Origin of the sequence: Kocuria dechangensis (assembly GCF_014636775.1) — a bacterium.
In the GTDB taxonomy this organism is placed as follows: domain Bacteria; phylum Actinomycetota; class Actinomycetes; order Actinomycetales; family Micrococcaceae; genus Kocuria; species Kocuria dechangensis.
The window spans coordinates 1-26,354 of record NZ_BMEQ01000036.1; the positions used below are offsets into that span (position 1 = coordinate 1).

Sequence of the window (26,354 nt, forward strand, 5' to 3'; positions counted from 1 at the left end):
TCGCGCCATTGGCCGTTGATCAGCAGGCCCTTCGGGGTCCTGCCCAGGACCTCCTCGATCCTGTCCTGGTCGATCCTTCTCGTGGTGCGGGGGGCCGCAGGGGCCTTGTCCGTGATGCTCATCGATGAAGCCTCTCGTACTCGACGCAGGGCACCGGTGCCCCGGCGTGCGTCACAGGGATGTGTTGGATGGGGTGTGCCACAGGGGATGTGCAGCAGGGGTGCGGCCGCCCGGCCCGGCGACCGCACCGGGCCCGCCCGTGGTCAGTCGCTCTCGGGACCCCAGCAGAACGGGCAGTCCATGGAGGAGAGCCCGTCCGAGCAGACATCGGCTCCCGGTGCGAGCTGTCCCCGCAGGTCGGAGCCGTGGTGCGGGGTCATGGCCGGCGAGGACCCAGGCGCGGACCTGGGAGCAGGCGCGGTCGGAGCGACAGCGGTTTTCATGGTGTGTTCTCCCTCGTTGTGCAGAGAAGAGGTGTGCAGAGAAGGGCCGGGCGGCAGCACACCGGCACGACGCAGTGCCGGTGTGCTGCGGGGGTGCTCAGGGGTAGAGACCGCGGGTGAGGTGGGCGTCGGCCACGCGCTCGACCGCCGTGACGGTGGCGGCCTCGCGCAGGGTGAGCCCCCGGGCGGCCGCCGTGGCCAGCACGCCCTCCCAGGCCTGGAGCATCCGGGCCTCCAGGCGGTCGTCGACCTCCTGCCGGGACCACCAGTAGGCCTGGTTGGACTGCACCCACTCGAAGTAGGAGACGATCACCCCGCCGGCGTTGGCCAGGATGTCGGGCACCACGAGCACGTCGTTGGCCGTGAGGATCTCGTCGGCGACGGCCGTGGTGGGGCCGTTGGCGCCCTCCACGACGATCCGGGCCCGCACCCGGGGGGCGTTGCCGGCGTGCAGCACGCCCTCCACGGCGGCGGGCACCAGCAGGTCCACGTCCAGCTCCAGCAGCTCCGCCGCCGCCAGCGGCTCGGCGCCGGCGAAGCCGACCACGGAGCCGGTGGCCTCGACGTGCTGCTGCAGGGCGGGGACGTTGATGCCGCCCTCGTGGTGGAGCGCCCCGTACTGGTCGGAGATCGCCACGACGCGCACCCCGGCCTCGGCCAGGTACTGCGCGGCCCCGGCGCCGACCTTGCCGAAGCCCTGCACCGCCGCCGTCGTCGCCGAGGGCGCCAGCCCCAGGTGTCCCAGGGCGGCCAGGGCGATGTGCACGACCCCGGCCGAGGTGGCCGAGGACCGGCCCAGCGAGCCGCCCAGGCTCACGGGCTTGCCGGTGACCACACCGGGCACGGTGTAGCCGGAGGAGACGGAGTAGGTGTCCATCATCCAGGCCATGGTCCGCTCGTCGGTCCCGATGTCCGGTGCCGGGACGTCCTTCTCCGGGCCGATGATCGGCAGGATCTCGGAGGTGTAGCGCCGGGTGACGCGCTCGAGCTCGCCCTGGGAGTAGTGGCGCGGGTCGATCCGCACCCCGCCCTTGGCCCCGCCGTAGGGGACGTCGAGCAGGGCGCACTTCCAGGTCATCCACATCGCCAGGGCGCGGACCTCGTCGAGGTCCACGTTGGGCGCGAACCGCAGTCCGCCCTTGGCCGGGCCGCGGGAGAAGTTGTGCTGGACCCGGTGGCCGGTGAGGATCTCGACGCTGCCGTCGTCGCGGCGCAGCGGGACGCTCACCGTCATCTCCCGGCGCGGAGCGGCCAGCAGCCGGTGCAGGCCGGACTCGTAGCCCAGCGTGGCCACGGCGGAGGCCAGCTGGGACTGGGCGTCGGCCAGCGGGCCGTCGGTGCCGGCCGGGGCGGTGCCGGTCGGCGCGGTGTCCGTCGGCGCGGTGCCGGACGGGGACAGAAGGTGGGTGCTCACGGGTGGTCCTCCGTTGAGGTGCGGGTGGTGGGTGGAGGGTCAGACGGCGGCGCGGATGGCCGTCTCGAGCACGTCGAGGCCGTCGCCCAGCAGCTGCTCGTCGATGACGAGGGGCGGCAGGAGGCGGATGACGTTGCCGTGGGTGCCGCAGGTGAGGATCAGCACGCCCTCGGCGAGGCAGGCGGCGGCCACGGCCTTGGTGGTCTCGGGGTCCGGCTCCTGGGTGCCGGGCTTCACGAGTTCGACGGCGAGCATGGCGCCGCGGCCGCGGACGTCCCCGATCGGGCCCTGCGCGCCGCCCAGCTCCTCCGCCAGCGCCCGGAGCCGCGGCACCACCAGGGCCTCGATGGCGCGGGCGCGGCCGGCGAGGTCGAGCTCGCGCATGGTGTCGAGGGTCGCCAGGGCGGCGGCGCAGGCGACCGGGTTGCCGCCGTAGGTGCCGCCGAGGCCGCCGGGGTGCACGGCGTCGAGCAGCTCCGCGCGGCCGGTGACGGCGGACAGGGGCATGCCGCCGGCGATGCCCTTGGCCATGGTGATCAGGTCGGGGACCACGCCCTCGTGCTCGGAGGCGAACCAGGCGCCGGTGCGGCAGAAGCCGGACTGCACCTCGTCGGCGATGAACACCACGCCGTTCTCGCGCGCCCAGTCGGCGAGGGTGGGCAGGAAGCCCTCCGCGGGGACGATGAAGCCGCCCTCGCCCTGGATCGGCTCGATCAGGATCGCCGCGGTGGAGCCCGCCCCGATCTGCTTCTCGATCTGCGAGATGGCCCGCCGGGCGGCCTCGGGACCGGTCAGCGCCGGGTTCTCCTCGCGGTACGGGTAGCTCATGGGCATCCGGTAGATCTCCGGGGCGAAGGGCCCGAAGTTCGTCTTGTAGGGCATGGTCTTGGCGGTCAGGCCCATGGTGAGGTTGGTGCGCCCGTGGTAGGCGTGGTCGAAGACGACCACGGCCTGGCGGCCGGTGGCCAGGCGGGCGATCTTGACGGCGTTCTCCACGGCCTCGGCGCCGGAGTTGAACAGGACGGTGCGCTTGGCGTGGTCGCCGGGGGTGAGGCGGGCGAGCTCCTCGGCCACCCGGACGTAGCCCTCGTAGGGGGTGACCATGAAGCAGGTGTGCGTGAAGTGCTCGACCTGCTCGCGCACGGCCGCCACCACCGCGGGCGCGGAGGCGCCGACGCTCGTCACGGCGATGCCGGAGCCGAGGTCCACGAAGGAGTTCCCGTCCACGTCGCGGATGACGCCGCCGTCGGCGTCCTCCGCGTAGACCGGCATGCTCGAGACCGCGCCGCGGGGCACCACCGCGGCGCGGCGCTCCTGCAGCTCGCGGGAGCGGGGGCCGGGGACCTCCGTCACCAGCTCCCGGCGCTGCGGCAGCCGGGCTTCGAGGGCCGGGAGGGCGGTGGGAGTGCTGAGGGTGGGGGCCATGACTGCCTGCCTTTCGGAGGGGAACGGGGATCCGCGGCGTTCCGCGGCCTGTTGCTCCGACCCTAGGCAGGCACGGGCAGAAAAGATGCCCAGAATATCTGCTGAGAATGTGCAGAAATGACAGTGACAGGCGGCACACCGCGGGGTGCCGCGGGCTACGACGGCGCCTGCTGATCTCCCGGCAGGTGGAGGGCGATCCAGAGGTCGGCGCGCAGCTGGGGGTCGTCCAGGGACCGGCGGAGAGCCTTCTCGACCAGCTGCAGCTGGTGCAGGAGGGTGTTGCGGTGGACGCCGAGGTCCTCCGCCGTCTGGCGGCGGTTGCCGTTGTGGGTGAGGAAGACGCGCAGGGTCGCCAGCAGCCGCTCCCCCGCGGGCCCCTGCGAGGTCAGCGGCTCCAGCAGCTCCCGGGCCCAGGCGCGGGCCGGCTCCGGGGGCAGCAGCCCGGCGACGCCGCCGGCCACGACGTCGTCCCACGTGCCGATCCGCTGGCGGGCCGCCGTGCGCTCGAGCGTGTCGAGGGCCTGGCCGTGGCTGGTGGCGGCGTCGTCGAGCGCCGCGCTGCCCCCGATGCCCGCGCGCAGGTCCGCGAGCTCCACGATCCGGCGCAGTGCCGCCAGGACGGCGGGCGCGTCCTCCACGAGGACCGGGGTGTCCTCCTCCCCGGAGCTCCCGGAGCCCCCGGGCGCCGGGGTGCCCGCGAGGACCCGGTGGCCGGTGCGCTCCGCGTGGGCCTCGAGCCGCCGGAGGGCCTCCCGCGTGCGCTCGGGGCCCCCGCGGAGGCGGACGGCGCGGACCCGCCGGACGGTGCCGCCCCAGGCGTCGTCCCCCGCGACCGCGAGGAGGGCGTCGCCGGCGCGGACGTCGCCGCCCAGCAGGAGCGCGAGGGCCCCGGCCCGGATCCGGCGCCGGGACAGGCGCTGCTCCGCGGTGCGCTCGGCGTGCAGGGACAGCAGCGCCACGGCGGTGGTGATCGTCGCCGCCTGCGCCCGCTCCACGGGCCCGGGCAGGACCACGACGAGGTAGCCGTCCGGGTCGCCGTGGACGCCCAGGGGATGGACGACGACGCCGCCGCGCGGCCCCGACTCGCTCAGCGAGCCGCGCAGCCCGGCGCCGCGCAGGCGCCCCACGAGCTGCTCGAGGCTCAGGTCCGACGGCAGCGCGGGGGTCCCCGGCGCGGAGCGCTCCCGGATCTCGGCGTCGGCGGTGCACACAGCCGCCCAGGCGCCGGGCAGCAGCGCGGCGAGGGCCCGGAGGACCTGGACCGAGCCGTCGACGGCCGTGGCCGCCCGGGTGAGGGCGCGCTGGTGGGCCAGGGTGGTCTCGAGGGCGGTGCGCTCCTCGGCCGCCCGCAGGCCCGCCACCTCCTGGATGATGCGCAGGAAGGGCGTGCGCTCCGGGACCTCGAAGAGGGTCAGGCCGGCGCCGCGGGCGGCCGCGGTCAGCTCCTCCGGGACGCGGTCCCACGTGAGGCGCCCGCCGACGCCCGTGCCGAGGGCCACGACCCCCCGGTCGGCGAGCCGGCGGACGTAGTCCTCCCAGGCGGGGCGGGCGGTGGGGCTCGTGAGGCCGGTGAAGAGGATGATCTCCCCGCCGTTGAGGTAGGGCGTGGGGTCGGTCAGCTCACTCGTGGCGACCCAGCTGACCGGCAGCGACGTGTCCCCGGTGACGAGCGGCCGCAGGCCCAGGCCGTGGAGTCCCAGCACCTGGGCGACCGTGATCACTGGCGGGTCCTCCTGGGGGCGGGTGGGCGGGGTCACCACTGTACTGGCCCGCCGCGCCGGCCCGCTGTCCCGGCCCCCTGTCCCGGCCCCCTGGCACGCCACCCGGACCGGGGACCCGTTGTGCCCCGCGACCGGCGGGCTCATGCTGGTGCAGAGCACCCGTCGAGCCCTGGAGGCAGCATGCCCCGTCCCGTTGTCCCCGGCCCCGGCCAGGAGTCCGCGTGGGACTACCCCCGGCCACCCCGGGTGGAGCCCAGCCCCGAGCGGGTGGAGGTGTGGCTGGGCGGGGTGCGGATCGCCGACACCTCCTGCGCTGTGCGCGTGCTGGAGACCAGCCACCCGCCCACCTACTACCTGCCCCGGGAGGCGTTCGCCGAGGGCTCCCTCGTCCCGGCCGACGGGAGCACGTGGTGCGAGTGGAAGGGCGAGGCGGCGTGGTTCGACGTGCGCGGCGGCCGCCGGACGGCGCCCCGGGCGGCGTGGGCCTATCCCGCCCCGCGCGCCGGCTACGAGTCCCTGCGGGACCGGGTGGCCCTGATGCCGGGGCTCGTGGACCGGTGCGTGGTCGACGGCGAGACGGTGCTGCCGCAGGAGGGCGGGTTCTACGGCGGCTGGATCACCTCGCGGGTGGTCGGCCCGTTCAAGGGCGCACCCGGCACCCGGGGGTGGTGAGCCGAGCCGGCGGGCGGGTCACCACCCCAGTGGGTGGCGACCCGCCCGCCGGCATGGGGTCGGCTGCTGGCGCCCGGGGTCAGCTGCTCGCGGAGGGCTCGGTCCGCCGCGGAGCGCCGTCGCGCACCGCGGGCTCCTCGTAGGGCCGCAGCCGGAGCAGGGCCAGGGCCGCGAGGGCCACGACCACGGCCACGCCGATGTACAGCTGCGTGGGGCTCCAGCCGCTGTCGAGCAGGGCGCCCACCACGATCGGGGCCAGGATCGCCCCGGCCCGCCCGACGCCGATCCCCCAGCCCACGCCGGTGGTCCGGATGCCCGGTTCGTAGGTCATCGGGGCGACCGTGTAGAGCCCGGCGATGCAGCCGTTGATGAGCATGCCCACGACCACGCCGCTGGAGAACGCCAGCGCGGGGATCGAGGTGGTCGTGATGAACAGGACGAGGGTGACGGCCGAGAGCAGCGTGAAGACGATGAGCGTCAGCCGCGCGTCCCACCTGGTGGTCAGCACGCCGTAGAGCAGCGAGCCGAAGGTGCCGCCCATGGTGAGCATGAGCCCGCCGATGATGCCCTGCTGCTCGGTCATCCCGGACTCCACGAGGAGGCGGGGCGTCCAGGAGTTGGCGAAGTAGAAGCCGAACATGATGACGAAGAAGGAGATCCACAGCAGGATGCTGGCGGTGCGGTAGCGGCTGTTCAGCAGCTGGCCCACGCTGCTCTGCTCCTTGCCGGTGGAGACCGGGGCGGGGCCCAGCTCGACGTCCCCGTCGAGGCCGATGCGCCGGGCGATGCGGTTGAGCTTCGCGACGGCGTTCTCCGGCCGCCGGGTGCGGAGGTAGTCGACGGACTCGGGCAGCACGGCGAGCACCAGGGCGATCGCCACGAGGGTGAGGAGGCCGCCGGTCAGGAACACGGAGCGCCAGCCGAAGGCGGGGATGAGCTGGGTCGCGCCCATGCCGCCGAGCGTCGCGCCGACGCCGTAGCCGGCGGTGAAGATGCTGACGGCCATGCCGCGGCGCCGGGCGTTGGCGTACTCGCTGGTGAGCACCGTGGCGGAGGCGAGGATGCCGCCGACGCCGAGGCCGGTCACGACCCGCCACAGCCCCAGCTCGAACGCGGATCCCGCCGTCGTGGAGAGGAACAGCCCGAGGGCGTTGACGGCGAGCGCCAGGACGAGGATGTTCCGCCGCCCGTACCGGTCCGCGAAGGGGCCGAGGACGAGGGAGCCGACGGCCATGCCGATCAGGCCGGCGCTGAGCAGCCAGCCGAGCTGGGCGCCGGAGAGGCCGAACTCCTGCGTCACGGACGTGGCCGTGAAGGCCATGGCCAGGACGTCGTAGCCGTCGAGGGCGTTGAGGAAGGTGGCCACCCCGATGATGAGCCACTGGTAGGACGACATCTTCGATGCGTCGATCTGGTGTCGGATGTCCATGGAGAACCTCTCAGGGGACGTCGATGGTGAGGACGGCGGGTCCGGCGTCCGGGGCGGCCCCGGCCTCGGCGGAGACCGCGCGGGAGACGCAGCAGCACATCTTCGCGCCGGCCGATTTCTGCCGGTCCGAGTAGAACACGTCGCGGTGGTCGATCCGGCCGTCGAGGGCGAGGACCGTGACCTGGCACAGGCCGCACTCGCCCTTGCGGCAGTCGGACATGATGTCGACGCCCTGGCGCTCCAGGGCCTCGAGCATGGACTCGTCGGAGTCGACGACGGCCTCGACGCCCAGCCGCGGGATGCGGACGGTGAACGGCTCGGCCTCGAACCACCCGCTGTTGCCGAACGTCTCGTAGCGCAGGCTCGTGCGGTCGAGCCCGCGGTCCGCCCAGGCGCGGCGCACCGCGTCCATGAGCCGGATCGGCCCGCACATGTACAGCTCGGCGTCCTCACGGACCCCGGCCACCAGGGCGGGCACGTCCAGCGACGTGCCCTCGTCGTCGACGTGGGCCTCGAGGCGGTCGCCGTGCAGGGCGGCGAGATCGTCGAGGTAGGCCATCGCGGCCCGCGAGCGCGCCACGTAGACCAGGCGGTAGTCCGCCCCCAGCCGGCGCAGCAGAGCGGCCATCCCGGCGATCGCCGTGATGCCGATGCCGCCGGCCAGCAGGACGTAGGCGGGCGCGCCCACGCGCAGCGGGAAGTTCTGCAGCGGCTGGGTGATCTCCAGGACCTGCCCGGGCTCGAGACCGTGCATGAACACGGAGCCGCCGCGGGAGTTCGGGGACCGGAAGACGCTGATGGCCAGCTCGGTGCCGTCGTCGGCGGCGTCGACCACGGAGTAGGAGCGCACCTGCACGGTCCCGTCGATCGTCACGTGGACGTCGACGTGCTCGCCGGGCCGGGCCGGGTGCGGCAGCTCGGGCCGCAGGACGATCCGGCGGATGCCGGCGGCGACGTCCTCGACGGCGTGCACCACGGCGTTCTGCCAGACCTCGTGATGGGAATCAGCCACGCTCGGTCCCTCCTCCGGCGCCGGCGGGGCCGGCCGGGGCGGCGGCGAGGCGGCCCTCGGCCTCCAGCGCCCGCTCGAGGAGGCGGCGCACCCACATCCCGCCCATGTCGATGTTGAGGTTGTAGAACTCGTAGTCCGGGTTGGCGTCGATGGCCCTCTGCTGGGCCTGCAGCATCTCCTCGTCCTCCCCGAACACCCCGTGCACGCCGTTGCGCAGCTGCGTGGTGATGAGCTGGCTGTCGAGCCGGTAGTTGCGCATGAACGCCCAGAAGTAGTGGCAGGACCGCTCCGTCTCCGGGGTGATCGTGTTCATGACGTAGCCGTTGACGCCGCGGGAGCGGTCGCCCTCGGGCGCCCCGGTCCCGGCCTCGGCGACCCCCACGTCGATGCAGATGGTGGAGGGGAAGTAGTAGTGGATGATCTGCCAGCGGTCCACCCTGCCCTCGAAGCCGGGGAACCTGTCCCGCATGTTCTTCCGCCAGAACGGCGGGGCCTCGATGTCGCGCATCCACCGGCTCACGGTCACGGAGTGCTCGTCGTGGGTGACCTCGAACTCGGCCTCGGACAGCTCTTCCTGGCCGATCGAGGAGGAGTGCACGAACTCCTCGTGGGTGAGGTCCATGAGGTTGTCGAGCACGAGCTGGTAGTTGCAGGGCGCGTGGATGGTCTCGCCGTCGCCGGCCCACTCGGGGCTGTCCAGCTGGTGCATGTCCGGCACCAGGGCGGGGTCGGCCAGCGTGGGGTCGCCGAGCCAGACCCACACGTAGCGGTAGCGCTCGACCACGGGGAAGGACGGCACCGTGGCCGAGGGGTTCAGCGTCTCCTGCGCGGGCATGGAGGTGCACCGCCCGGCGGAGTTGTAGCGCAGGCCGTGGTACGGGCACTGGATCTCGTCGCGGCCCACCAGCTTGCCCTGGGACAGCGGCGCCAACCGGTGCCAGCAGGCGTCGGCCAGCGCCACGGCGCGCCCGTCCTCGGTGCGGTACAGGGCCAGCGGGCGGTCCGCCACCGTGCGGGAGACGATGCCCTTGGCGGTGATCTCGTGGTCCCACCCGGCGACGTACCAGGCGTTGAGGGGGTGGGACAGGAGCTTCGCGGTCGTGGTGGTCCTCGTCGCGGAGACGGTCATGGTGCGGTCCTCTGCTGGGCGGTGCGGATGAGCAGGACCCACTGACTATGGAGATAGTGAGTGGCGTGGAACACACAATACCTATGTTGATAGTGAGTCGCAACACTTTTTTCCCTCCCCGCCCCGCTAGGCTCGGAGGCGACGCACCGCCGACCTGAAAGGAGCGTCCCGTGAGCCTGCGCTCGGCCCTGCTGGCACTGCTGTCCTCGGGCCCGCTCACCGGCTACGACGTGGTGAAGCAGTTCAGCACCTCCGTGGGCCACGTGTGGCACGCCCCGGACTCCCAGATCTACCCGGAGCTGCGGAAGCTGCACGCGGAGGGCCTGCTCTCGAGCCGGCCCGTGCCGTGGGGCTCCCGCGGGGCGACCAAGACGGAGTACACGATCACCCCCGAGGGGGCGCAGGCCCTGCGCGAGTGGCAGGACCGGCCCCTGGCCTACGTCCGGGAGCGGGACCCCGCCCACCTCAAGGCCGCCTACTTCGAGTGGGCCGGCCCGGGGGCGGCGGCCGCGCAGCTGCGGGCCCACGTCGCCCACTACGAGGAGCAGCGGCGCCAGGCCCTCGAGCAGATCCGCGGCATCGAGGACCACACCAACCCCACCCTGGCCCGCCGCCTGGCGGCCTACCCCGAGGACCAGTGGGAGCGGATCACCCGCTTCAAGATCTACGCCTACGAGGGCCAGGTGGCCCGTGCCGAGCAGGAGATCGAGTGGGCGCGGCGCGGGCTGCGCCTGCTCGAGGAGCTCGGCGAGCCGGCCGGACCCGACGACGAGGACACGCCATGACCCGCTCCGCCCTGACCCCCCTGCTCGCGGCCGCCCTCGGCGCCGCGCTGCTCCTCACCGGGTGCGGCCCGGAGGACGGCTCCGGCGCCGCGGCGACGTCCCCCGGCAGCGGGACCGCCGCGTCGTCGTCGCCCGTCCCCCCGTCCCCGACGCCGTCCCCCACCCCCACCCCGGAGAGGCCCCCGGAGCTGATCGGCGGGGGCACCCAGGTGTTCCCCGGGCGGCGGATGGTGGCCCTGTACGGCCGCCCCGGCATGCCGGCGCTGGGCGTGCTCGGCGAGCAGGGCCCGGAAGAGTCGGTCGCCCGCGCCGAGGCGCTCGCGGCGCAGTACGCGCCCCACAGCGCGGAGCCGGTGATCCCGGCGTTCGAGATCATCACGACCACGGCGTCCGCGGAGCCCGGTCCGGACGGTGACTACTCGGACGAGCTGACCGTCGAGGAGCTGCGCCCGTTCGTGGAGACCGCCGCCGAGCACGACGTCTACGTGGTCCTCGACCTCCAGCCGGGCCGGCAGGACTTCACCAGCCAGGCGCAGCAGTACGAGGAGCTGCTGAAGCTGCCGAACGTGGGCCTCGCCCTGGACCCGGAGTGGCGGCTGGGCTCGGACCAGGTGCACATGGTGCAGATCGGCTCGGTGGACGCCGCGGAGATCAACGCGACCACGGAGTGGCTCGCGGAGCTGACCCGCGAGAACGGGCTGCCGCAGAAGGTGCTGATCCTGCACCAGTTCGCGGAGTCGATGATCACCGACCGGCACCTGGTGGACACCTCCCACCCCGAGCTGGCGCTCGTGCTGCACGCCGACGGCCACGGCACCCCGGAGCTGAAGATGGGCACCTGGGCGCGCCTCCAGCAGGGCCTGCCGCCGGGGATCCGGATGGCGTGGAAGAACTTCTACGACGAGGACACGCCCACCTTCACCCCCGAGCAGACGTTCGCGATCGAGCCGAAGCCCTGGTTCGTCTCATACCAGTGATCCCGTCCCCGCCGGGAGCCTCCTGCCTAGGATGAGGACGAGCGGACGGGCAGCCCGCCGGTCCGCCGACCGAGGAGGTTCCCCATGAAGGCGCTCGTCTATCACGGACCCGGCAACAAGGCCTGGGAGGAGGTCCCCGACCCGGTCCTGCGGGATCCCACCGACGTCATCGCGAAGGTCGACACGACCACCATCTGCGGCACCGACCTGCACATCCTCAAGGGCGACGTCCCGGCCGTCACGGACGGCCGGATCCTGGGCCACGAGGCGATCGGCACGGTCACCGAGGTCGGCGACGCCGTGACCGGGCTGAAGCCCGGGGACCGGATCATCATCCCCGCCATCACCAACTGTGGGAAGTGCTCATACTGCAAGAACAACCAGCCGTCCCACTGCCAGACGCTCGGCGGGGTGGGCTGGGTCTTCGGCCACCTGATCGACGGCACGCAGGCCGAGTACGTGCGCGTCCCGTTCGCGGAGACCTCCGTGCACAAGGTCCCCGAGGGCCTCGACGACGAGGACGTCCTGTTCCTCACCGACGCCCTGCCCACCGGCTTCGAGATCGGCATCCTCAACGGCAACACGAAGCCCGGCGACACGGTCGCCATCGTGGGCGCGGGGCCGGTCGGCCTGGGCGCCGTCATGACCGCCAACCTCTGCGGCGCCGGGCGGGTGATCACCGTGGACCTCGACGAGAACAGGATGGACAAGGCGCTGGAGCTCGGCGCCACGGACAAGGTCAACGCCGGCGATCCCGACGCCGTCGCGAAGATCAAGGCCCTGTCCCCCGACGGACTCGGCGTGGACGTGGCGATCGAGGCCGTCGGCGTCCCGCAGACCTTCACCATGTGCCTGGACGTCGTGCGGCCCTACGGGACCGTGGCGAACGCCGGCGTCCACGGCAAGCCGGTCGAGCTGCCCCTGAACGAGCTGTGGATCTCCAACGTCCGGATCAACATGGGCCTCGTGGACTGCCGGACCGTGGGCAGCCTGCTCAACATGGTGCGCTCGGGCCGGCTCGACGCCCGGGCGATGGCCACGCACCGGTTCACCATGTCCCAGATGGAGGAGGCCTACGAGCTGTTCGGCAACGCCGCGCAGCACCGGGCGGTGAAGGTGGTCATCACGGCGGACTGAGGTCTTGCTAGCGTGTGCGCCGTGGGCAACGACAGACTGCGGAACGACCGGCAGCGGAAGACCATCGACCGGCTCACCCGCTGGCTGACCCGCGCCCACGGCGCCGACCCGGGCTGGGACGCGCTCGTGCTCGACGTCCTCAGCGTGGGCCGCGACGTCCGTCTCCAGGTCCGCGAGGTGCGCGGAGGCGCCACCGTCCTCCACCCCGTGGACGCCGCCGGCCTGCGCAGCGCCCCGCGCCGGATGGCCCGCGCGCTCCAGGAGGACTACGCCGACCTCGTGGACGGGACGTGGCTCTCGGCCACGCTCATCGTCACCGTGGCCGAGCGGCGCTGGTCCCGGCCGGGCGTGGAGCTGATCCTCAACTACGACGACGAGCCCCTCCTCCCGGCGCACGCGCCCCACCCCGTCGCCCCGGAGGAGTACCGGCGCCACCTGCACCGGTACCGGCGGATGGACCGGAGGATCCCCGGGTGGCTTCGCGACCGGGTCGCCGGCGCCGGCCTCGACGTCCCCGAGCGCTGACCGTCCCGCCCGTCCCCCGAACGGCCTCTGTTCGCTGTGGGGTGAAGTGTGCTGCCGGGGGCTTGGGCCTGTTCCCTCAGCAAGCTGACGGGTCTACTCTGGTATCACCTGTTCACCGACCGAAGGGAGAGCCCATGGGACTCGGAGACAAGATGGAGAACGCCGCGCAGAAGGCCTCCGGCACCGCCAAGGAGAAGCTCGGAGACGCCACGGACAACCGTGATCTGCAGGCCGAGGGCACTGCGGACAAGGCATCTGCCGACGCCAAGCAGGCCGGTGAGAAGGTCAAGGACGCGGCCAAGAATTTCACCGACGGCCGCTGAGAGCAGCGCCGTCCCACGGAGGGCCCCGGAGTCGATCCCGACGCCGGGGCCCTTCCGTGTCTGCGCCCCGCCTGCCGCGAGGGTTCGCGTTCCGCCCACCCCTGCCGCGAGGGGTCGCGTTCCGGCGGAATATGTGCCTTATAGCGACAGGAGGCGACCCCTCGGGACAGTGGACCTGCAGAAGACGACCCCTGGCGGCGGGAGCCTGCGGGTGCCAGACTCGGGAACCACCGCCGCCCGGGAGAAGAAGCCATGACGACGACGCTGATCCCCACCCCGCACGGACAGATGCCCCTCTACGTGGCGGCGCCCGACGCTCCGCCGCCGTGGCCGGGGGTCGTGCTGGTGCACGACTTCACGGGCATGAGCGAGGACCTGCGCCGGCAGGCGGACTGGCTCGCGGGTGAGGGCTTCCTGGCCGCCGCGCCGGACCTGTTCTGGTGGGGCGGCCGGCTGCGCTGCCTGCGGACGATCTTCCGGGACATCGGCGCGCGCCGCGGCCGCACGTTCGACGACGTCGAGGCCGCCCGCTCCTGGCTGGCCGGCCGCAGCGACTGCACGGGGCGGATGGGCGTGATCGGCTTCTGCATGGGCGGCGGCTACGCGCTGGCGCTGGCGGCGGACCCCGGCTTCGCGGCGTCGAGCACCAACTACGGCGGGTGCCCCGAGGACGCCGCCGAGTGGCTGGGCGCCGCCTGCCCCGTGGTGGGCAGCTACGGCGGCGCGGACACCACGCCCATGGGCGCGAAGGCTGCGGAGCGGCTGGAGCGGATCCTCACCGAGAAGGGCGTCGAGCACGACATCAAGGTCTACCCCGGCGTGGGTCACGGCTTCATGAACGACCACGACCCCGCCGACCTCCCCCGCCTGCTGCGGGTGCTCGGCAGGTTCTCGGGCACCGCCTACGACGAGCCCGCCACGCAGGACGCGCGCCGCCGGATCGTCGCCTTCTTCGACCGCCATCTGCGGGAGCCCGCGCCCCCGGCGGACTGACCGTGCGGGCCGGCGCCCCGCCCCGCGCCCTCAGGGATCCGGGGGCCGGGGCACGGGGTCAGGGGCGCTCGTCCTCGGGGCCCTCGATTCCGCGGACCTCCTCCTGGATGCCGTGGCCGGTGCGGGCCCGGACCCGGGCGTCGACCACCAGGAGGAGCAGCACGACGGCGGCGCCGGCCGCGGCCGCCAGCAGCTGGACCCACCAGTCCCCCTCGGGGGCGAGCAGGGTGCGGTCCTCGAGCTGCCACGGCCACAGAGTGCGCAGCGCACCGAGCATCAGCCCGGTCAGCGCCAGCATCGTGACGCGGTGGTGGTGGTTCAGCAACCACTGCAGGCCCTTGACGATGACCACCATGCCCAGGGCCGCACCGAGGAAGAAGAGCGAGAGGTAGCCGATGTCGAGGTCGTCGACGGCGCGCAGCGTGGGCTGGTAGAGACCGATGGTGAGCAGCAGGAAGGACCCGGAGAGCCCGGGCAGCAGCAGCGCGGAGACGGCCACCATCGCCGCGAGCACGATCAGCACGGGCGCCGGGGCGACCGTCGTCGGCGGGATCGACACCAGGACGAAGGCGAGCACGGCCGCCACGGCCACGACCGCGCCCTCGCGGGCGCGCAGCGCCCCGCCCGCGAGCCGCAGCGGCACGCCGATCGACGCGAGCACCATCCCGAAGAACAGCGCCCGCATGACGACGGGGTGGTCCTCGACGAGGTGGCTCATCGGCCCGGCCACGGTCAGCAGGGCCGCGACCATCCCGATCACCACCGGGATCACGATCCGCCACTGGACGGCCGCCAGGTGCTCCCGGAAGCCGGCCGCCCGGTCGGGGCCGAGGAGGAGCCGCTTGGCGGCGGAGACGACGTGGCCGGCGGAGTTGATGAGCTCGTCGTAGATGCCCACCACCAGGGCCACCGTGCCGCCGCTGACGCCGGGGACGGTCTCGACCACGCCGATGAGGGCGCCGCGCACGACGTTGCCGGGGAGGCTGCGCCGCACCGGCGCCTCGGCGGGGGGCACGGTCGTGGGAGGGCTGGTGGCCGCGGGGGCGGATGCGGGGTCCGGGGCTGAGGACGGGGTCACGGTCTGCTCCTGGGGAAGGGGAAGCGGGGACGGGTGCCAGCGTAGCGGGGCACCCGGCAAGTCCCGGCCCCGCCCTCCCGCGAGCAGGAAGCCGCCGGGGGAGCAGGGCAGAGAGCCTTGGTAGGATCGAGGGGTGACGACGACCAGCCCCCTCTACGCCCCGGTGTTCACACCGGTGTTCTGGGCGCTCCCGCATCCGGGGACCAACGGTCACATCACCTCCTGGGGCGCCATGCTCGCAGGCTTCCCTCCCTCCAACGGTCTGTAACCCCGCACCGGACCCGCGTCCCGCGGCGCCCCACGGCGCGCCGGACGGACCGAGTCTCCGGTGGTCCAGCGACCCTTCGGACCGAGGGACATCCATGCTCTCCTCTTCTGTTCCGGCCCCCCGTCCGGCCGTTCTCGCCGCACCGGGGAAGCCCCCGCCGCAGGACCCGTGCCGCCTCACCCGGCAGCGGGCCTCCGTGGCGGCCCGCCCTCTGATCCCGCTGCCTCCGTCGGGCCGCCGTGCGCAGACCCCGGTCGCACCGATGATCCGGGCCGGGCCGCTGCGCCCCGGCACGAGCTATCCGCGCTGCACGGCGCCCTCCCTCACCGACCCGGCACATCAGGAGCAGCCATGACCCACGAATCACCGTCCCCTCCGTCGAAGAGTCCCACCCTCGGCCTGGGCAGCTACGCCGAGGCCCTGCGCATCGGGGAGATCCTGCGCAAGGAGACCGTCGGCGGCATCCTGCTGGTCGCCGCCGCGGCGATCGCCATCGTCTGGGCCAACTCGCCCTTCGCCGAGAGCTACTTCGCCCTGCGCGACCACGAGTTCGGCTACGAGCCCTGGCACCTGGAACTGTCCCTGGGGGCGTGGGCGGCCGACGGGCTGCTGGCCGTGTTCTTCTTCCTCGTCGGCCTGGAGCTCAAGCGCGAGTTCGTCGCCGGGGACCTGCGCCGGCCGTCCAAGGCTGTCGTGCCGGTGGTCGCCGCCGTGGGCGGTGTCGCCGTTCCTGCGCTGATCTACGCCGCGGTCAACGCCACCACCCCCGAGACGACGGGCGGGTGGGCGATCCCCACCGCCACCGACATCGCCTTCGCCGTGGCGGTGCTGGCCATCATCGGCTCCCACCTGCCGTCCGCCCTGCGGATCTTCCTGCTGACGCTGGCGGTGGTCGACGACCTGCTGGCGATCTCCATCATCGCGATCTTCTACACCGACGAGGTCCACACCAATCCCTTGCTGTGGGCACTGGTGCCGCTGGCGCTCTACGCCTTCCTGGCCCAGAAGCACCGCCGGTTCTTCGGCCTGCACTCCTGGGCGGCGTGGGCGATCCTGCTGCCCCTGGGGGCGGCGGTGTGGGCCCTGGTCCACGCCTCCGGGATCCACGCCACCGTGGCCGGGGTGCTGCTGGGCTTCGCCGTGCCCGTGATCCGCAGCCAGGCCAGTGGCGGGCCCACCGCCGGGCCGGGCCTGTCGGAGATCTTCGAGCACCGCTTCCGCCCCATCTCCGCCGGCATCGCGGTGCCGGTCTTCGCGTTCTTCTCCGCCGGGGTCGCGATCGGCGGGGTCGAAGGCTTCACCACGGCCCTGTCCGCCCCGGTCACCCTCGGCATCGTCGCCGGACTCGTCCTGGGCAAGCCGATCGGGATCGTGGGCGCGACATGGGCGATCACCAAGATCACCCGCACCCGCCTGGACCCCTCCTACCAGTGGATCGACCTGGTCGGGATCGCCCTGCTGGCCGGGATCGGGTTCACCGTCTCCCTGCTGATCTCCGAGCTCAGCTTCCCCCACGGCAGCGCGGAGGCCGACTACGCCAAGGTCGCCATCCTCACCGCCTCCGTGCTCGCGGCCCTGCTGGCCGGCGTGCTGCTGCGCTCCCGGAACCGCCGCTACCGCATGATCGAGAAGCTCGAGTCCATCGACGCCGACGCCGACGGCATCCCCGACGTCTACGAGCACGACCGCGACGCCTGACCGCTGCGGTCCGGGATCCGGGGCCGCTTCACGGGACGACGTCATGTGAACGACGTGTTCATGCTCACCCGCGCGGGAGGGACGGCCGTCACACCCCTGCCTCCGCCCCCGTTCAACGGCAACCACTGGGAGTTGACGGCCCGGAGCGATGTGACGGATCTCAACACCTTCAGCGGGTGCCGTGGGCGCCCCGGAAACCTTCCGGCCACACTGCGGCCTCATCATTGAAGGGTCAGCACGACACGACACGGAAGAGACGACATGACTTGGACAGGAGGTGGCGCCATGACCGCTGCTGAGACGTGGATCAGTGATCTGGCTGCGATCCACCCCGGAGACCGGATCGAGATCTGGGACGAGTTCTACGAGCACTACGTCGGCACGGTGGGCCAGGTCGCACCGCACCTGGGCGTGCTCTGGATCCTCGAGGCCGGCACGGGGGTCCGCCGGCTGTTCCCCTTCGAGGACTGCCGCATGCGGCCCGCGCCCCTGGCCCTCGCCGCCTGAGGCGACCCGCCGGGCACAGGCTCAGGCCCGGGAACCGGACGGTTCCCGGGCCTGCCCCCTACCCTGGTCGGGTGACCACCCTCGCCCCCTCCACTGGCACCCGCGTGCGCCCGATCGCGTACGTGCTGGCTGCCGTCGTCTCCGTCCAGTTCGGCGGCGCCCTCGCCGCTGTCCTCGTGCCACTGATCGGCGCGTCCGCCACGGTGACGATGCGCCTGCTCATCAGCGCCCTGCTCATGGTGACCGTCATCCGGCCCCGGCTGCGCGGCCGGAGCCGGGAGGCGTGGCGGGCGGGACTGTTCTTCGGGGCCGCGCTGGCGGGCATGAACTTCGCGTTCTACCAGTCGCTCGCCACGCTCCCGCTGGGCGTGGCGGTGACCGTCGAGTTCCTGGGCCCCCTCGCGCTCTCCGCGGTGCTGTCCCGGCGGCTGCGGGACGTCGCGGCGGTGGCCGCGGCGCTCGCGGGGGTCGTGCTGATCTCGCAGGCGCTGACCGTCCCGTGGCACGAGCTGGACCTCACCGGCATCGTGTGGGCGCTGCTGGCCGGAGCGGGCTGGTCGGCCTACATCCTGGGCAGCCGGTCGGCCGGCCGGCACTTCGACCAGCTGGACGGGCTCGCCGTCGCGCTCGTGGTGGCCGCGGTCCTCGTCACCCCGCTGGGCGTCGCCACCGCCCACGCTCCCGCCCTGACGTGGGGCGTGCTGGCCGGCGGCGTGGGCATCGCCCTGCTGTCCTCGGTCCTCCCCTACTCGCTCGAGCTGCTGGCCCTGCGCAGCATCCCGCCGGCCGTCTTCGGGATCCTGCTGAGCCTGGAGCCGGCGGTCGCCGCGCTGGCGGGGCTGCTGGTGCTCGACCAGGGCCTCGCGCCGCTGCAGCTGCTGGGCATGGGCCTGGTCGTGGCGGCGAGCGCCGTGGTCATGGTGGGCGGCACCCCGGAGGCCGGGACGCCGGAGCGCACCGGCGTCTGAGCGCAGCATCCCCCTGAGCGCAGCGCCCTCTGAGCCCAGCACGCCCTGAGCCCACCGGGCCTGAAGCACTCCGGCGCCTGAGCCCCGGCGGGGCGCACCGCTACATTGGCCTCATGACTCGGGTTGCAGTGATCGGCGCAGGCATTGTCGGGCTCTCGGCGGCGTACACGCTGCGGGAACGAGGGGCCGACGTCGTGCTCTACGAGTCCGGCGCCCCCGGCGGCGGGCAGTCCGCCGGGCAGTCCCGGATCTTCCGGCACGCGCACGAGGACCCCCGGCTGGTGGCGCTGGTCGCCCGCAGCCGCTCCCTGTGGCGGGAGTGGGAGCGCGACCTCGGCGTCGAGCTGGTCTCCCCCGACGGCGCCGTGGCGATCGGCGAGGGCGTCGAGGACAAGCTGCGGGTGCTGGAGGATTTCCCGGAGGTCCCGGTCCGGCGCCTGGCGCCCGAGGAGCTGCACGACCGCCTGCCCCTGCTCGCCGGCTACACGGGTCCGGCGATGCTCGACGTCGACGGCGGCGCCATCCGCACCCTCGCCGCCGTCGGCGCGCTGGCCGACCGGCTGCGCGGGGCGACGGTCCAGGACCACGTCCTGTCGGTGGGGCGCACGCCCCACGGGATGGAGGTGCGCACCGGGACCCGCGTCGACGCCCACGACCACGTGGTGCTCTGCGCCGGCCGGGGCACCGCTCCCCTGGCGCGCGGAGCGGGCCTGTCCCTGCCCGTGGAGCTGGGCGCCCACGTCCGCGTCACGTTCGCGGTGCGCGCCCGGGCCGGCCACGGGCTCCCGACGTTCCAGGACGGCAGCGGCGCCTTCGGCGAGACCGGCGTGTACGCGGCGCCGTACCCGGACGGCCGGCACTACTCGGTCGGTCTGAGCGAGACGACGGGCGCCCACCCCGACGGCGGTGTCGCCGATCCCGCCGCCCTGGCGGCGCTGGTGGAGCGCACGGTCGCGTACGTGGAACGCGCCCTCCCGGGCCTGGACCCCGCCCCGGTCGACCACGTGCACTGCTGGGTGACGCGGCTGCCGTGGGGCGACGACGGCGTCGGGATCTGGTCGGAGGACGGGCTCACCGCGGTGGCCGGGCACAACCTGTTCAAGCAGGCGCCCGCGCTGGGTGAGGCCCTCGCGCGCACGGTCCTGGAGGGACGGATCCCCGGGGACCTGCACCACGACGCCGAGCTGGGCCGGGCGGCGGGCTGATCCCGTGAGCGCACGCCCGCCGTGGGGTCAGGCTTCCTTCGGGATGATGATCCACAGGGCGATGTAGACGAGCTCCCCGACGCCGACGAGCCCGAAGATCACGAAGCCGAGGCGGACGAGGAACTTCGGCAGGCCGAACCGTGCGGCCAGGGCGGCGCAGACGCCGCCGATCAGCTTGCCGTGGCGGGGCCGAACCAGTTGACCAGTCATGCCCGGATCCTATCCACGACCGCAGGGGCGCGTCCCGCATGTCGGAGGATGACGCCCGCCCCACATCATCAGCCCCCTGTCGAAATCCGCCGATCCGTGGTTGGCTGGAGCCATGGACGCCAACGACATCATGGGCCGCATCCGCACGGCGCGCGACCACGCGCTCGAGCAGGAGAGGGAGGAGCGTCAGCGCATCGCGGACGCCGACACCGCCGACAAGCAGGGCGCCGCCAGCGTGCGCCTGGCGACCCGGCAGGCCGTGCGCGAGGCCCTGGACGACATCCTCGGCGAGAGCACCGATCCCGCCCAAAACGGCTGAGCCCACCCTCCGGACACCGCACGGAAGCAGCCGCCCGGTCCTCGAGGACCGGGCGGCTGCTCGCGTGCCGTGGGAGGTCGTGCGGGTCAGAGCTCGACGACGCCCGTGTCCCCCTTGATCGTCCGGCCGGTGACTTTGGTCTTGAGGAGGTTGGCCACCTGTGTGATCTTCCCGCCGCCCGGGGTGTCCCAGTACTCGGCGGAGTCGCCGGTGATCTCGATCAGGACGTTGTTCGGGTTCTCGGGCCCGCCCTCCAGCCACGCGCCGGTGAAGCTGTCCCACAGCTCCTTCAGCTTGGCCTCGTCGTTGACCACGCGGGCGGTGCCGGTGAGGGAGACCCAGGCGTCGTCGGCCGCGTAGGCGACGTTCACGGCGGGCCGCTGCTCGAGGTCACGCACCTGGTCGGAGCTGCGCTCGGCGATGAAGTACACGGTCCCGTCGAAGTCGACGTCCTGGGTGGCCATGGGCTTGGAGATGATCCTGCCCTGGGCGTCCACGTGGCTGAGCATGGCGATGTGGGTCTTCTTGATGAGCTTGCGCACCTTCTCGGCGCCGTCGTTCCGGTCGGTCATGGCAGTCCTCTTCTCAGTGGGCTTCGGATCTCGCTCGGACGGCCAGTCTATGAGCCGGACCACAGGCGGCACGAGGGGTTCATGGTCTTCATCCGCCGGGCGCCCGGCCCCAACCTCTGAGACGATGGAGGCCACGGACGACGACGGAAGGTGCCTCCCATGGACTTCGAGCTGGACCCGCAGGTGCGACACGCGGTGGAGCACCCGGCGGAGACCGTGCGCGGACCCGAGGAGGTCCAGCTGCGGATCCGCCTGGCCGGCGAGCCCGCGCGGCAGGCGCTGGGCGCCCACTGGGCCGAGGCCCCGGCGGACGCGGCCTCCGCGGTCGAGGACCCCGACCGTCTCGCGGCGGCCGTGCTGCTCGCCACCCTGTTCGACGACAGGTTCTGGCTGGAGAAGGCCGCTCAGCTGCCGGCCGACGTGCCGGGCAGCCCGTCGGCGCCGCCCCGGGGCCTGCTGGAGCTCGCGAAGGTGCCGGGGGCGCGGGCCGCCATGGCGCCCGTCCTCGAGCGGCCGCTGATGACCGGGCTGCTGGAGTGGGCCACCAGGCCCGTGCCGGAACAGCCCCCGACCGTCCTGGCGGAGGCCGCACGCGATCTGGGCATCGACGACGACGGCCGCGTCTACCCCGAGGTGCGCCGCCGTGCCGAGCGGCTGCTGGCACGGGAGTACGACGGCTCCCCGGAGCTGGAGCGCTTCGTGGCGGTGCTGAAGGAGGCCGAGCGGCGGCCGCGTCAGGACGGGCCCGTGGTGTCGGGCGAGGTCCTGCCCGGCCCCCAGGCGCCGCTGACGGGACCGCCGACCGCCGGCGGGACCGGGGCGCCGCGGTGGGGCGCCCCGCCGTCGGACATGCCCCAGGCCCCGCGCTGGGGGGCGACCCCCGCGCCCGGCCAGGCTCCCGTGCCCGGCCAGGAGCCGCAGCCCCGGCAGCCGGTGTTCGGCCGGGCCGGCGGGCCCCCGCCCGCGGGACCGGGGGTTCCCGACGACGACCCCGCCGGCTTCCGCAACTGGGGCATCCTCGGGCTGGTCATCGTGGGCATCATCGTCCTGCTGATCTTCGTGCTCTGAGCCCGACGACCTGGAGCCTCACTGGTCGAGGCGCTTGGCCTGCTCGTCCCAGGCGGCGTGGGCGTCCCGGCCCTCGGTGGGCCGGTAGGTCTCGCGCAAGGCCCTGAGCGCCGCGTTGCGCTGCCGGGCCAGGGAGTCCGCGGCGGCCTTCGTGGCGGCGTCCTCGCGGGCCTGGGTCCGGGCGGCGGTCACGGCGTCCATGATGGCTTCCACGCCCAGGGACCCGCCCTCCAGGTAGGCGGTACGGACCTGCCGGTCCGGGTGGTATAGGTACTGGTCGTTGACCTGGCCGAGGCTGGTGTCGAACTCGTCGTCGGTCCGGTCGGAGAGCATGGCGACCACACGGTCCAGGCGGGCGTCCACGTGCCCCAGCAGGCCGTGCACCCGCGCACTGGCGCGCAGCGTCCACAGGGCCCGGCCGTGCTGCCGGAGCCGGTCCACGTCCCAGTCCGCCTGGGGCACCACGGCCAGCGTCCCGGTGAGGAGACGGGGGTCCCTGATGCTCTCCTGATCGGGCAGCGACTTGAGGTACCAGGAGATCCAGGCGGTGCGCATGTTGGACGCCCCGATCTCCCGTGCCCGCTCCACAGCCCGTTGCCCGGTCTGCCGGCCGTCGTCCGGTTGGTGCCCGCCCGCGGCGTCGTCGAGCGTGGGTCCCGGGACGGTGCAGGCCTGGCTCCTGCTGGCGTCGATGTTCACCCAGACGAGCGCACCGATCAGGGCCAGGCCCAGGACCACCAGGCCGCCGACGACGAGGAAGCGGAACAGGGCGACGAGGACCACCGCGGCGATCAGCACGAGACCGACGACGGCGGCGTTGGAGCGCTCGATGTTCTTCATGGCGGATCCCCCGAAACCCATGATGCTGGGCTCCCATTGTAGTCGCGCATCGACCGGGAACACCCCGGAACTGCACGACGAAAACCGCCCCGACCTGGAATCCAGGTCGGGGCGGTTTTCGTCGAGCATCACAGCGATGCGGGACGGGACGAGCGGCAGACGGGAGTCGAACCCGCGACCTCCACCATGGCAAGGTGGCGCTCTACCAGCTGAGCTACTGCCGCGTTCTGTGGCTCCAGCAGGAACCGAGGGATTACATTACCTGATCGCGGAGGCGCTGTCGGCCACCCTCCGCTCCTGCTCCGGTTTCTGGTAGATAGAGAGCATGACCACCACCACGCCCACGTTCACGCCGCCCTGCGGACCGGTGCACGGCCGGCGGGACGGTGACGTCGTCCGGGCCACCGGCATCCCGTATGCCACGGCTTCCAGGTTCGCCGCGCCCGTCCCGGTCGGGGACTGGGCGGAGCCGTTCTCCGCCACGGACCCGGCCCCGGCCTGCCCGCAGGTGCACTCGCCCTTCCTCGCCGAGGTCCTGGGCGACTCCCTCGCCGGGCTCCCGCGGGACGAGAACTGCCAGCGGCTGTCGGTGACCCTTCCGGCGGGTCTCCGGGCCGGCGAGAAGCTGCCCGTGATGGTCTGGATCCACGGCGGCTCCTACACCACCGGGGCCGGGGACGCCCCGATCATGGACCCGGCCCGGCTGGTGGCCGAGCAGCGCGTGGTGGTCGTGACCGTCACCTACCGGCTGGGGCTGTTCGGCTACCTGGGCTCGGGGCAGCACCGTCCGGCCAATCTGGGGCTGCTCGACCAGCTCGAGGCGTTCCGCTGGGTGCGGCGCAACATCGCCGCCTTCGGCGGGGACCCGGAGAACGTGACCGCGTTCGGCCAGTCAGCCGGGGCCGACGCCGTCGCCCACCTCATGGCCCTGCCCGAGGCCACCTCGCTGTTCCGCCGCGCCATTCTGCAGAGCCCCCCGCTGGGCATCGCCCGCGGCCGCCAGGAGATGAACGCGGCCACGGCACACGCAGCGGAAGCCGTCACCGCGGACACCCCGGCCGAGGAGGTGGTGGCGCTGCAGACCGAGGTCGCGAAGCACGCCGCGCCCTTCGGCCTCATGGGCGGGATGCCGTTCGGCACCCAGTACGGGCACCACCCCCTTCCGGACGAGGAGGAGATCGACGAGGCATGGGACAGGACGGCCCCGCAGATCGACGTCCTCATCGGCCGGACCTCGGAGGAGGCGCGGCTCTTCATCCCGGCCGGGCCCGCCCTGCACCGATGGGCTCGCCTCCCGCTCGTCGGTCCGCTGGTCCACCGCGCCATGGTGGCCCGGATGACCTCAGCGGTCTACACCCGGGACATCCGCCGGTTCGCCAGGCGGCACGCCGGCGCCGGCGGCACGGCCCACACCTATGTGATCTCCTGGGCCGCGCCGGGCAACCGGTTCGGCGCCGCGCACACGATCGACCTCCCGCTGCTGTTCGGCGACGAGCAGACCTGGGCGAATACCGGCCTGCTCGCCGGTGCCGCCTGGGAGGACCTCGACGCCCGCGGCCGGGAGGTGCGCCGGCTGTGGGCCGACTTCGCCCGCGGAGAGCCCCTCGGGGACTCCGGCCGCATTCCCGGCGTCCTGCGCTACCGGCGCGTCGGCGGAGCACCTTTGCCGCACCTGCTGAGGGCCCTCGGAAAGCCCCGGAAGTCCTCGGCCGAATCCGGGAGTGCCGAGAAGAGCTGACGACGCTGCCGCAGGGTCGCAGCGGCGGAAGGGCTAGCAGGACGGGGCGCCCCTCCGTGGCCATAGGCACTCGGGGACGGGTCTAGCGGAACACGTTCCCGCACGAAGTGGCCAGGGTGTAGGACCCCGACGCGACACCCCATGCCAGGCCCGCCCAGGAGGGCGGGAAGATGGCTCCGCCGACCGCCAGGGCCACTCCACCGGAGCAGGTCCCGGTCGACGGCGCCGGGGGACCGTCCCAGCCGCAGGCCGGAGTGTCCTTGTTGAAGGAATAGCAGGAGCTGTCGGTCGAGGCCTGGGCCGGGCCCGCAGTGGCCACGGAGCCACCCAGCACCAGGGCGGAGGCGGCGGCGATCTGTCGGATGCGTTTGCTTTGTGACATGCCCTCCACGCTAGGCGGACACCGGCGGGCGGGCACAAGGCTGTGACATCGAGCCTCTCCGGCGCGGCACCGTACCCGAACGGCCGTCCTCGCAGGTGGGCCTCCGGTCGGACGGGCGCGGCCGTCCAGCAAGTGTGACATTCCCCTGCCCCTCCCGCAGGAGCGCATTCGACATGAGGTGCCGCCGCGGGATATTGGGCTCTTCGCAGTTGACGATGTAGAGCTGGTCGGCGCGTCGGTGGTCGGGTAGGGCGACAATCCGCATCCAGCCCGGTCGTATCTTACGCACGACCGATCCTGGCAGAGGTTTCCCTCGTCAGCTGGCCGGGTCGTAGTGGAACTGTCGCACCTCTTGCGAGCAGCGGCATGCGACGGCCATCTTCGCGGCCCACTCCAGTGCCGCCTCCCGTGAGGGCAGCTCGAGAACGGTGTAGCCGCCGTTGGGCACCCTGTGCCCTGGGTACGTGCCCTCGGTGACGGTGCCGTCACCGGCCACGAGCACCGGGTCTACGTCCTCATCGATCCCACCGCCGAAGACGTACACGCCCGCCGCTTTGGCCTCGTCGATGACGGCATGCGAGGCTTCGACCACCGCCTCGAAGTCCTCCTCGGCGAGCACCATGGCCTCGCTGGGGAACGAGATGAGAAACTTCGTCATTCGAGGACTCCTCTGCTCCGGCGGCGCCATCCGTCGGCTCTTCTCTGCGGCAACACTCTGGTGCCCGGTCCGATTATGGCTCCGGCGCCCGACATCTGGTCAGGGCAAGCAGCTGATGCAGCAGCTGATCGACTCGGCCAACAGCGGTGTCCCTGCCGCGCTGACCGAAATCGCCACGCTCGGTCGGGCTCTGAATGGGGAGAGTCCGGGCCCGCCTCACCGAGGGGGCCGCCGGCCTCGCCTGGATGAGCCTGGCGGGTGAGGCGCAACCGAATCGCGCAGCCCCGCGGAGCCGGCGCGACCCGGAGGGGCTGTTAAATGCGGGGAGCCCCCGCACCGTGTGGTGCGGGGGCTCGACCCTTGGTGTGGTCCGGCGGTGTCCTACTCTCCCACACCCTGTCGGGTGCAGTACCATCGGCGCTGTGGGTCTTAGCTTCCGGGTTCGGGATGGGACCGGGCGTTTCCCCCACGCTATGACCGCCGTAACTCTGTTTCCGCCGCACCACCACCGGGTGGTGGTGTCGGGGACATCTGTGACGTGGTTCCCGCCCGTGGTGGGCGGTATTCGGTTGTGCTCCCGGGGGGTTGTTGGTTGGGAGCCGTATAGTGGACGCGGTGTTCTGAGGTGTTCCCACCGGTGTCCCTCCCGCACGTTGCCGTGGGATGGGGGGTGGGGTGTGGTGTAAGTTGTCGGCCTATTAGTACCGGTCGGCTGCGCACGTCGTTGGTTCGTGCTTCCACCTCCGGCCTATCAACCCAGTGGTCTAGCTGGGGGCCTTCCGCACCCGAAGGTGCGTGGAAATCTCATCTCGAAGCGAGCTTCCCGCTTAGATGCTTTCAGCGGTTATCTCTTCCGAA

General features: G+C 72.9%; 27 protein-coding genes, 1 tRNA gene and 2 rRNA genes. 15 read left to right on the forward strand and 15 right to left on the reverse strand.

The genetic code is table 11. The annotated features are described in order from the left end of the window. Positions 1-540 precede the first annotated feature (540 nt). The 3 genes from IEW07_RS18745 to IEW07_RS18755 form a co-directional block, all read right to left on the reverse strand. Positions 541-1,857, reverse strand: a complete 1,317-nt coding sequence (locus tag IEW07_RS18745; protein WP_371870246.1) for a Glu/Leu/Phe/Val family dehydrogenase — start codon at positions 1,855-1,857, stop codon at positions 541-543. Between the two features lie 39 nt (positions 1,858-1,896). Next, positions 1,897-3,282 carry a 4-aminobutyrate--2-oxoglutarate transaminase gene (gene gabT / locus IEW07_RS18750; RefSeq protein ID WP_188540034.1) on the reverse strand — a complete coding sequence of 462 codons (1,386 nt, stop codon included), beginning with the start codon at positions 3,280-3,282 and terminating at the stop codon, positions 1,897-1,899. Positions 3,283-3,437: 155 nt separating this feature from the next. After that, positions 3,438-5,039 (reverse strand): PucR family transcriptional regulator, encoded by a 1,602-nt coding sequence (locus IEW07_RS18755; protein ID WP_229741975.1) that lies wholly within the window; start codon positions 5,037-5,039, stop codon positions 3,438-3,440. 144 nt (positions 5,040-5,183) lie between these two features. Here IEW07_RS18755 and IEW07_RS18760 point away from each other — a divergent pair, with 144 nt between their 5' ends. Beyond that, positions 5,184-5,675 (forward strand): DUF427 domain-containing protein, encoded by a 492-nt coding sequence (locus IEW07_RS18760; protein ID WP_188540036.1) that lies wholly within the window; start codon positions 5,184-5,186, stop codon positions 5,673-5,675. A gap of 79 nt (positions 5,676-5,754) precedes the next feature. On the opposite strand, the gene IEW07_RS18765 is transcribed toward IEW07_RS18760, so the two are convergent. The 3 genes from IEW07_RS18765 to IEW07_RS18775 are packed head-to-tail and all read right to left on the reverse strand — an operon-like array spanning position 5,755 to position 9,245. Next, a complete protein-coding gene (locus IEW07_RS18765; RefSeq protein WP_188540037.1) occupies positions 5,755-7,104 on the reverse strand; it encodes an MFS transporter in 1,350 nt (449 codons plus the stop codon). Between the two features lie 10 nt (positions 7,105-7,114). Then, complete coding sequence (locus tag IEW07_RS18770; RefSeq protein ID WP_188540039.1) at positions 7,115-8,116, reverse strand: PDR/VanB family oxidoreductase; 1,002 nt, start codon at positions 8,114-8,116, stop codon at positions 7,115-7,117. Next, on the reverse strand, positions 8,109-9,245 hold the full coding sequence (locus IEW07_RS18775; protein ID WP_188540041.1) for an aromatic ring-hydroxylating oxygenase subunit alpha: 1,137 nt from the start codon (positions 9,243-9,245) through the stop codon (positions 8,109-8,111). Before IEW07_RS18775 ends, IEW07_RS18770 begins: the two co-directional genes overlap by 8 nt. 170 nt (positions 9,246-9,415) lie before the next feature. Here IEW07_RS18775 and IEW07_RS18780 point away from each other — a divergent pair, with 170 nt between their 5' ends. From IEW07_RS18780 to IEW07_RS18805, 6 genes are all read left to right on the forward strand, one after another. Further along, the gene (locus tag IEW07_RS18780; protein ID WP_188540043.1) at positions 9,416-10,030 is read left to right on the forward strand and encodes a PadR family transcriptional regulator; all 615 of its coding nucleotides are present in this window, start codon (positions 9,416-9,418) and stop codon (positions 10,028-10,030) included. After that, on the forward strand, positions 10,027-11,007 hold the full coding sequence (locus tag IEW07_RS18785) for a hypothetical protein (RefSeq protein WP_188540045.1): 981 nt from the start codon (positions 10,027-10,029) through the stop codon (positions 11,005-11,007). Before IEW07_RS18780 ends, IEW07_RS18785 begins: the two co-directional genes overlap by 4 nt. A gap of 84 nt (positions 11,008-11,091) precedes the next feature. Further along, positions 11,092-12,144, forward strand: a complete 1,053-nt coding sequence (locus IEW07_RS18790; RefSeq protein WP_188540047.1) for a zinc-dependent alcohol dehydrogenase family protein — start codon at positions 11,092-11,094, stop codon at positions 12,142-12,144. A gap of 21 nt (positions 12,145-12,165) precedes the next feature. Then, positions 12,166-12,669 carry a hypothetical protein gene (locus IEW07_RS18795; protein WP_188540049.1) on the forward strand — a complete coding sequence of 168 codons (504 nt, stop codon included), beginning with the start codon at positions 12,166-12,168 and terminating at the stop codon, positions 12,667-12,669. A gap of 134 nt (positions 12,670-12,803) precedes the next feature. Further along, complete coding sequence (locus IEW07_RS18800) at positions 12,804-12,992, forward strand: CsbD family protein (protein ID WP_188540051.1); 189 nt, start codon at positions 12,804-12,806, stop codon at positions 12,990-12,992. 252 nt (positions 12,993-13,244) lie between these two features. Then, positions 13,245-13,985 (forward strand): dienelactone hydrolase family protein, encoded by a 741-nt coding sequence (locus IEW07_RS18805; RefSeq protein WP_188540053.1) that lies wholly within the window; start codon positions 13,245-13,247, stop codon positions 13,983-13,985. Between the two features lie 58 nt (positions 13,986-14,043). Here the strand turns inward: IEW07_RS18805 and IEW07_RS18810 are convergent, their stop codons facing one another. Next, positions 14,044-15,063, reverse strand: a complete 1,020-nt coding sequence (locus IEW07_RS18810; RefSeq protein ID WP_188540055.1) for a DUF368 domain-containing protein — start codon at positions 15,061-15,063, stop codon at positions 14,044-14,046. A gap of 133 nt (positions 15,064-15,196) precedes the next feature. On the opposite strand from IEW07_RS18810, the gene IEW07_RS21530 reads away from it, so the two are divergent. From IEW07_RS21530 to IEW07_RS18830, 5 genes are all read left to right on the forward strand, one after another. Next, a complete protein-coding gene (locus tag IEW07_RS21530; RefSeq protein WP_268235550.1) occupies positions 15,197-15,331 on the forward strand; it encodes a hypothetical protein in 135 nt (44 codons plus the stop codon). Between the two features lie 351 nt (positions 15,332-15,682). Further along, positions 15,683-17,029 (forward strand): Na+/H+ antiporter NhaA, encoded by a 1,347-nt coding sequence (gene nhaA / locus IEW07_RS18815; RefSeq protein WP_188540057.1) that lies wholly within the window; start codon positions 15,683-15,685, stop codon positions 17,027-17,029. 285 nt (positions 17,030-17,314) lie between these two features. After that, positions 17,315-17,536, forward strand: coding sequence for a hypothetical protein (locus IEW07_RS18820; RefSeq protein ID WP_188540059.1), 222 nt, complete (start codon positions 17,315-17,317; stop codon positions 17,534-17,536). A gap of 71 nt (positions 17,537-17,607) precedes the next feature. Then, entirely contained in the window at positions 17,608-18,504 is an 897-nt protein-coding gene (locus tag IEW07_RS18825; protein WP_188540061.1) for an EamA family transporter, read from the forward strand. 113 nt (positions 18,505-18,617) lie between these two features. Beyond that, the gene (locus tag IEW07_RS18830; protein ID WP_188540063.1) at positions 18,618-19,709 is read left to right on the forward strand and encodes an NAD(P)/FAD-dependent oxidoreductase; all 1,092 of its coding nucleotides are present in this window, start codon (positions 18,618-18,620) and stop codon (positions 19,707-19,709) included. Between the two features lie 27 nt (positions 19,710-19,736). Here the strand turns inward: IEW07_RS18830 and IEW07_RS18835 are convergent, their stop codons facing one another. Next, positions 19,737-19,919 carry a PspC domain-containing protein gene (locus IEW07_RS18835; protein WP_188540065.1) on the reverse strand — a complete coding sequence of 61 codons (183 nt, stop codon included), beginning with the start codon at positions 19,917-19,919 and terminating at the stop codon, positions 19,737-19,739. A 112-nt stretch (positions 19,920-20,031) separates the two neighbouring features. Between IEW07_RS18835 and IEW07_RS18840 the strand changes: the two genes are divergently transcribed. Then, entirely contained in the window at positions 20,032-20,238 is a 207-nt protein-coding gene (locus IEW07_RS18840; RefSeq protein ID WP_188540067.1) for a hypothetical protein, read from the forward strand. An 86-nt stretch (positions 20,239-20,324) separates the two neighbouring features. Here the strand turns inward: IEW07_RS18840 and IEW07_RS18845 are convergent, their stop codons facing one another. Further along, positions 20,325-20,810 carry a pyridoxamine 5'-phosphate oxidase family protein gene (locus IEW07_RS18845; protein ID WP_188540069.1) on the reverse strand — a complete coding sequence of 162 codons (486 nt, stop codon included), beginning with the start codon at positions 20,808-20,810 and terminating at the stop codon, positions 20,325-20,327. Positions 20,811-20,969: 159 nt separating this feature from the next. Here IEW07_RS18845 and IEW07_RS18850 point away from each other — a divergent pair, with 159 nt between their 5' ends. Next, positions 20,970-21,878: a hypothetical protein gene (locus IEW07_RS18850; RefSeq protein WP_188540071.1), complete on the forward strand. Its 909-nt coding sequence runs from the start codon at positions 20,970-20,972 to the stop codon at positions 21,876-21,878. 18 nt (positions 21,879-21,896) lie between these two features. Here the strand turns inward: IEW07_RS18850 and IEW07_RS18855 are convergent, their stop codons facing one another. Together IEW07_RS18855 and IEW07_RS18860 are read right to left on the reverse strand one after the other, a co-directional pair. Continuing rightward, entirely contained in the window at positions 21,897-22,718 is an 822-nt protein-coding gene (locus IEW07_RS18855; RefSeq protein WP_188540073.1) for a hypothetical protein, read from the reverse strand. Between the two features lie 151 nt (positions 22,719-22,869). Beyond that, positions 22,870-22,942: transfer RNA gene (locus IEW07_RS18860), tRNA-Gly, on the reverse strand. A gap of 101 nt (positions 22,943-23,043) precedes the next feature. Between IEW07_RS18860 and IEW07_RS18865 the strand changes: the two genes are divergently transcribed. After that, positions 23,044-24,456: a carboxylesterase family protein gene (locus IEW07_RS18865; protein WP_188540075.1), complete on the forward strand. Its 1,413-nt coding sequence runs from the start codon at positions 23,044-23,046 to the stop codon at positions 24,454-24,456. 82 nt (positions 24,457-24,538) lie between these two features. Here IEW07_RS18865 and IEW07_RS18870 read toward each other — a convergent pair whose 3' ends face one another. The 4 genes from IEW07_RS18870 to IEW07_RS18885 all read right to left on the reverse strand — a co-directional run. After that, the gene (locus IEW07_RS18870; RefSeq protein ID WP_188540078.1) at positions 24,539-24,838 is read right to left on the reverse strand and encodes a hypothetical protein; all 300 of its coding nucleotides are present in this window, start codon (positions 24,836-24,838) and stop codon (positions 24,539-24,541) included. 316 nt (positions 24,839-25,154) lie between these two features. Then, positions 25,155-25,496: a YciI family protein gene (locus tag IEW07_RS18875; protein WP_188540080.1), complete on the reverse strand. Its 342-nt coding sequence runs from the start codon at positions 25,494-25,496 to the stop codon at positions 25,155-25,157. Positions 25,497-25,864: 368 nt separating this feature from the next. Next, a 5S ribosomal RNA gene (rrf, locus tag IEW07_RS18880) occupies positions 25,865-25,981 on the reverse strand. A 192-nt stretch (positions 25,982-26,173) separates the two neighbouring features. Next, positions 26,174-26,354 (reverse strand): 23S ribosomal RNA (locus IEW07_RS18885); the annotation flags it as partial.

Excerpts from the sequence above, each read along its gene's own strand:
- gabT (WP_188540034.1), bottom strand. The coding sequence starts at position 3,282 with ATGGCCCCCACCCTCAGCACTCCCACCGCCCTCCCGGCCCTCGAAGCC.
- IEW07_RS18760 (WP_188540036.1), top strand. The coding sequence starts at position 5,184 with ATGCCCCGTCCCGTTGTCCCCGGCCCCGGCCAGGAGTCCGCGTGGGAC.
- IEW07_RS18765 (WP_188540037.1), bottom strand. The coding sequence starts at position 7,104 with ATGGACATCCGACACCAGATCGACGCATCGAAGATGTCGTCCTACCAG.
- IEW07_RS18775 (WP_188540041.1), bottom strand. The coding sequence starts at position 9,245 with ATGACCGTCTCCGCGACGAGGACCACCACGACCGCGAAGCTCCTGTCC.
- IEW07_RS18785 (WP_188540045.1), top strand. The coding sequence starts at position 10,027 with ATGACCCGCTCCGCCCTGACCCCCCTGCTCGCGGCCGCCCTCGGCGCC.
- IEW07_RS18790 (WP_188540047.1), top strand. The coding sequence starts at position 11,092 with ATGAAGGCGCTCGTCTATCACGGACCCGGCAACAAGGCCTGGGAGGAG.
- IEW07_RS18800 (WP_188540051.1), top strand. The coding sequence starts at position 12,804 with ATGGGACTCGGAGACAAGATGGAGAACGCCGCGCAGAAGGCCTCCGGC.
- IEW07_RS18805 (WP_188540053.1), top strand. The coding sequence starts at position 13,245 with ATGACGACGACGCTGATCCCCACCCCGCACGGACAGATGCCCCTCTAC.
- nhaA (WP_188540057.1), top strand. The coding sequence starts at position 15,683 with ATGACCCACGAATCACCGTCCCCTCCGTCGAAGAGTCCCACCCTCGGC.
- IEW07_RS18820 (WP_188540059.1), top strand. The coding sequence starts at position 17,315 with ATGACCGCTGCTGAGACGTGGATCAGTGATCTGGCTGCGATCCACCCC.
- IEW07_RS18830 (WP_188540063.1), top strand. The coding sequence starts at position 18,618 with ATGACTCGGGTTGCAGTGATCGGCGCAGGCATTGTCGGGCTCTCGGCG.
- IEW07_RS18835 (WP_188540065.1), bottom strand. The coding sequence starts at position 19,919 with ATGACTGGTCAACTGGTTCGGCCCCGCCACGGCAAGCTGATCGGCGGC.
- IEW07_RS18840 (WP_188540067.1), top strand. The coding sequence starts at position 20,032 with ATGGACGCCAACGACATCATGGGCCGCATCCGCACGGCGCGCGACCAC.
- IEW07_RS18845 (WP_188540069.1), bottom strand. The coding sequence starts at position 20,810 with ATGACCGACCGGAACGACGGCGCCGAGAAGGTGCGCAAGCTCATCAAG.
- IEW07_RS18850 (WP_188540071.1), top strand. The coding sequence starts at position 20,970 with ATGGACTTCGAGCTGGACCCGCAGGTGCGACACGCGGTGGAGCACCCG.
- IEW07_RS18855 (WP_188540073.1), bottom strand. The coding sequence starts at position 22,718 with ATGAAGAACATCGAGCGCTCCAACGCCGCCGTCGTCGGTCTCGTGCTG.
- IEW07_RS18865 (WP_188540075.1), top strand. The coding sequence starts at position 23,044 with ATGACCACCACCACGCCCACGTTCACGCCGCCCTGCGGACCGGTGCAC.
- IEW07_RS18870 (WP_188540078.1), bottom strand. The coding sequence starts at position 24,838 with ATGTCACAAAGCAAACGCATCCGACAGATCGCCGCCGCCTCCGCCCTG.
- IEW07_RS18875 (WP_188540080.1), bottom strand. The coding sequence starts at position 25,496 with ATGACGAAGTTTCTCATCTCGTTCCCCAGCGAGGCCATGGTGCTCGCC.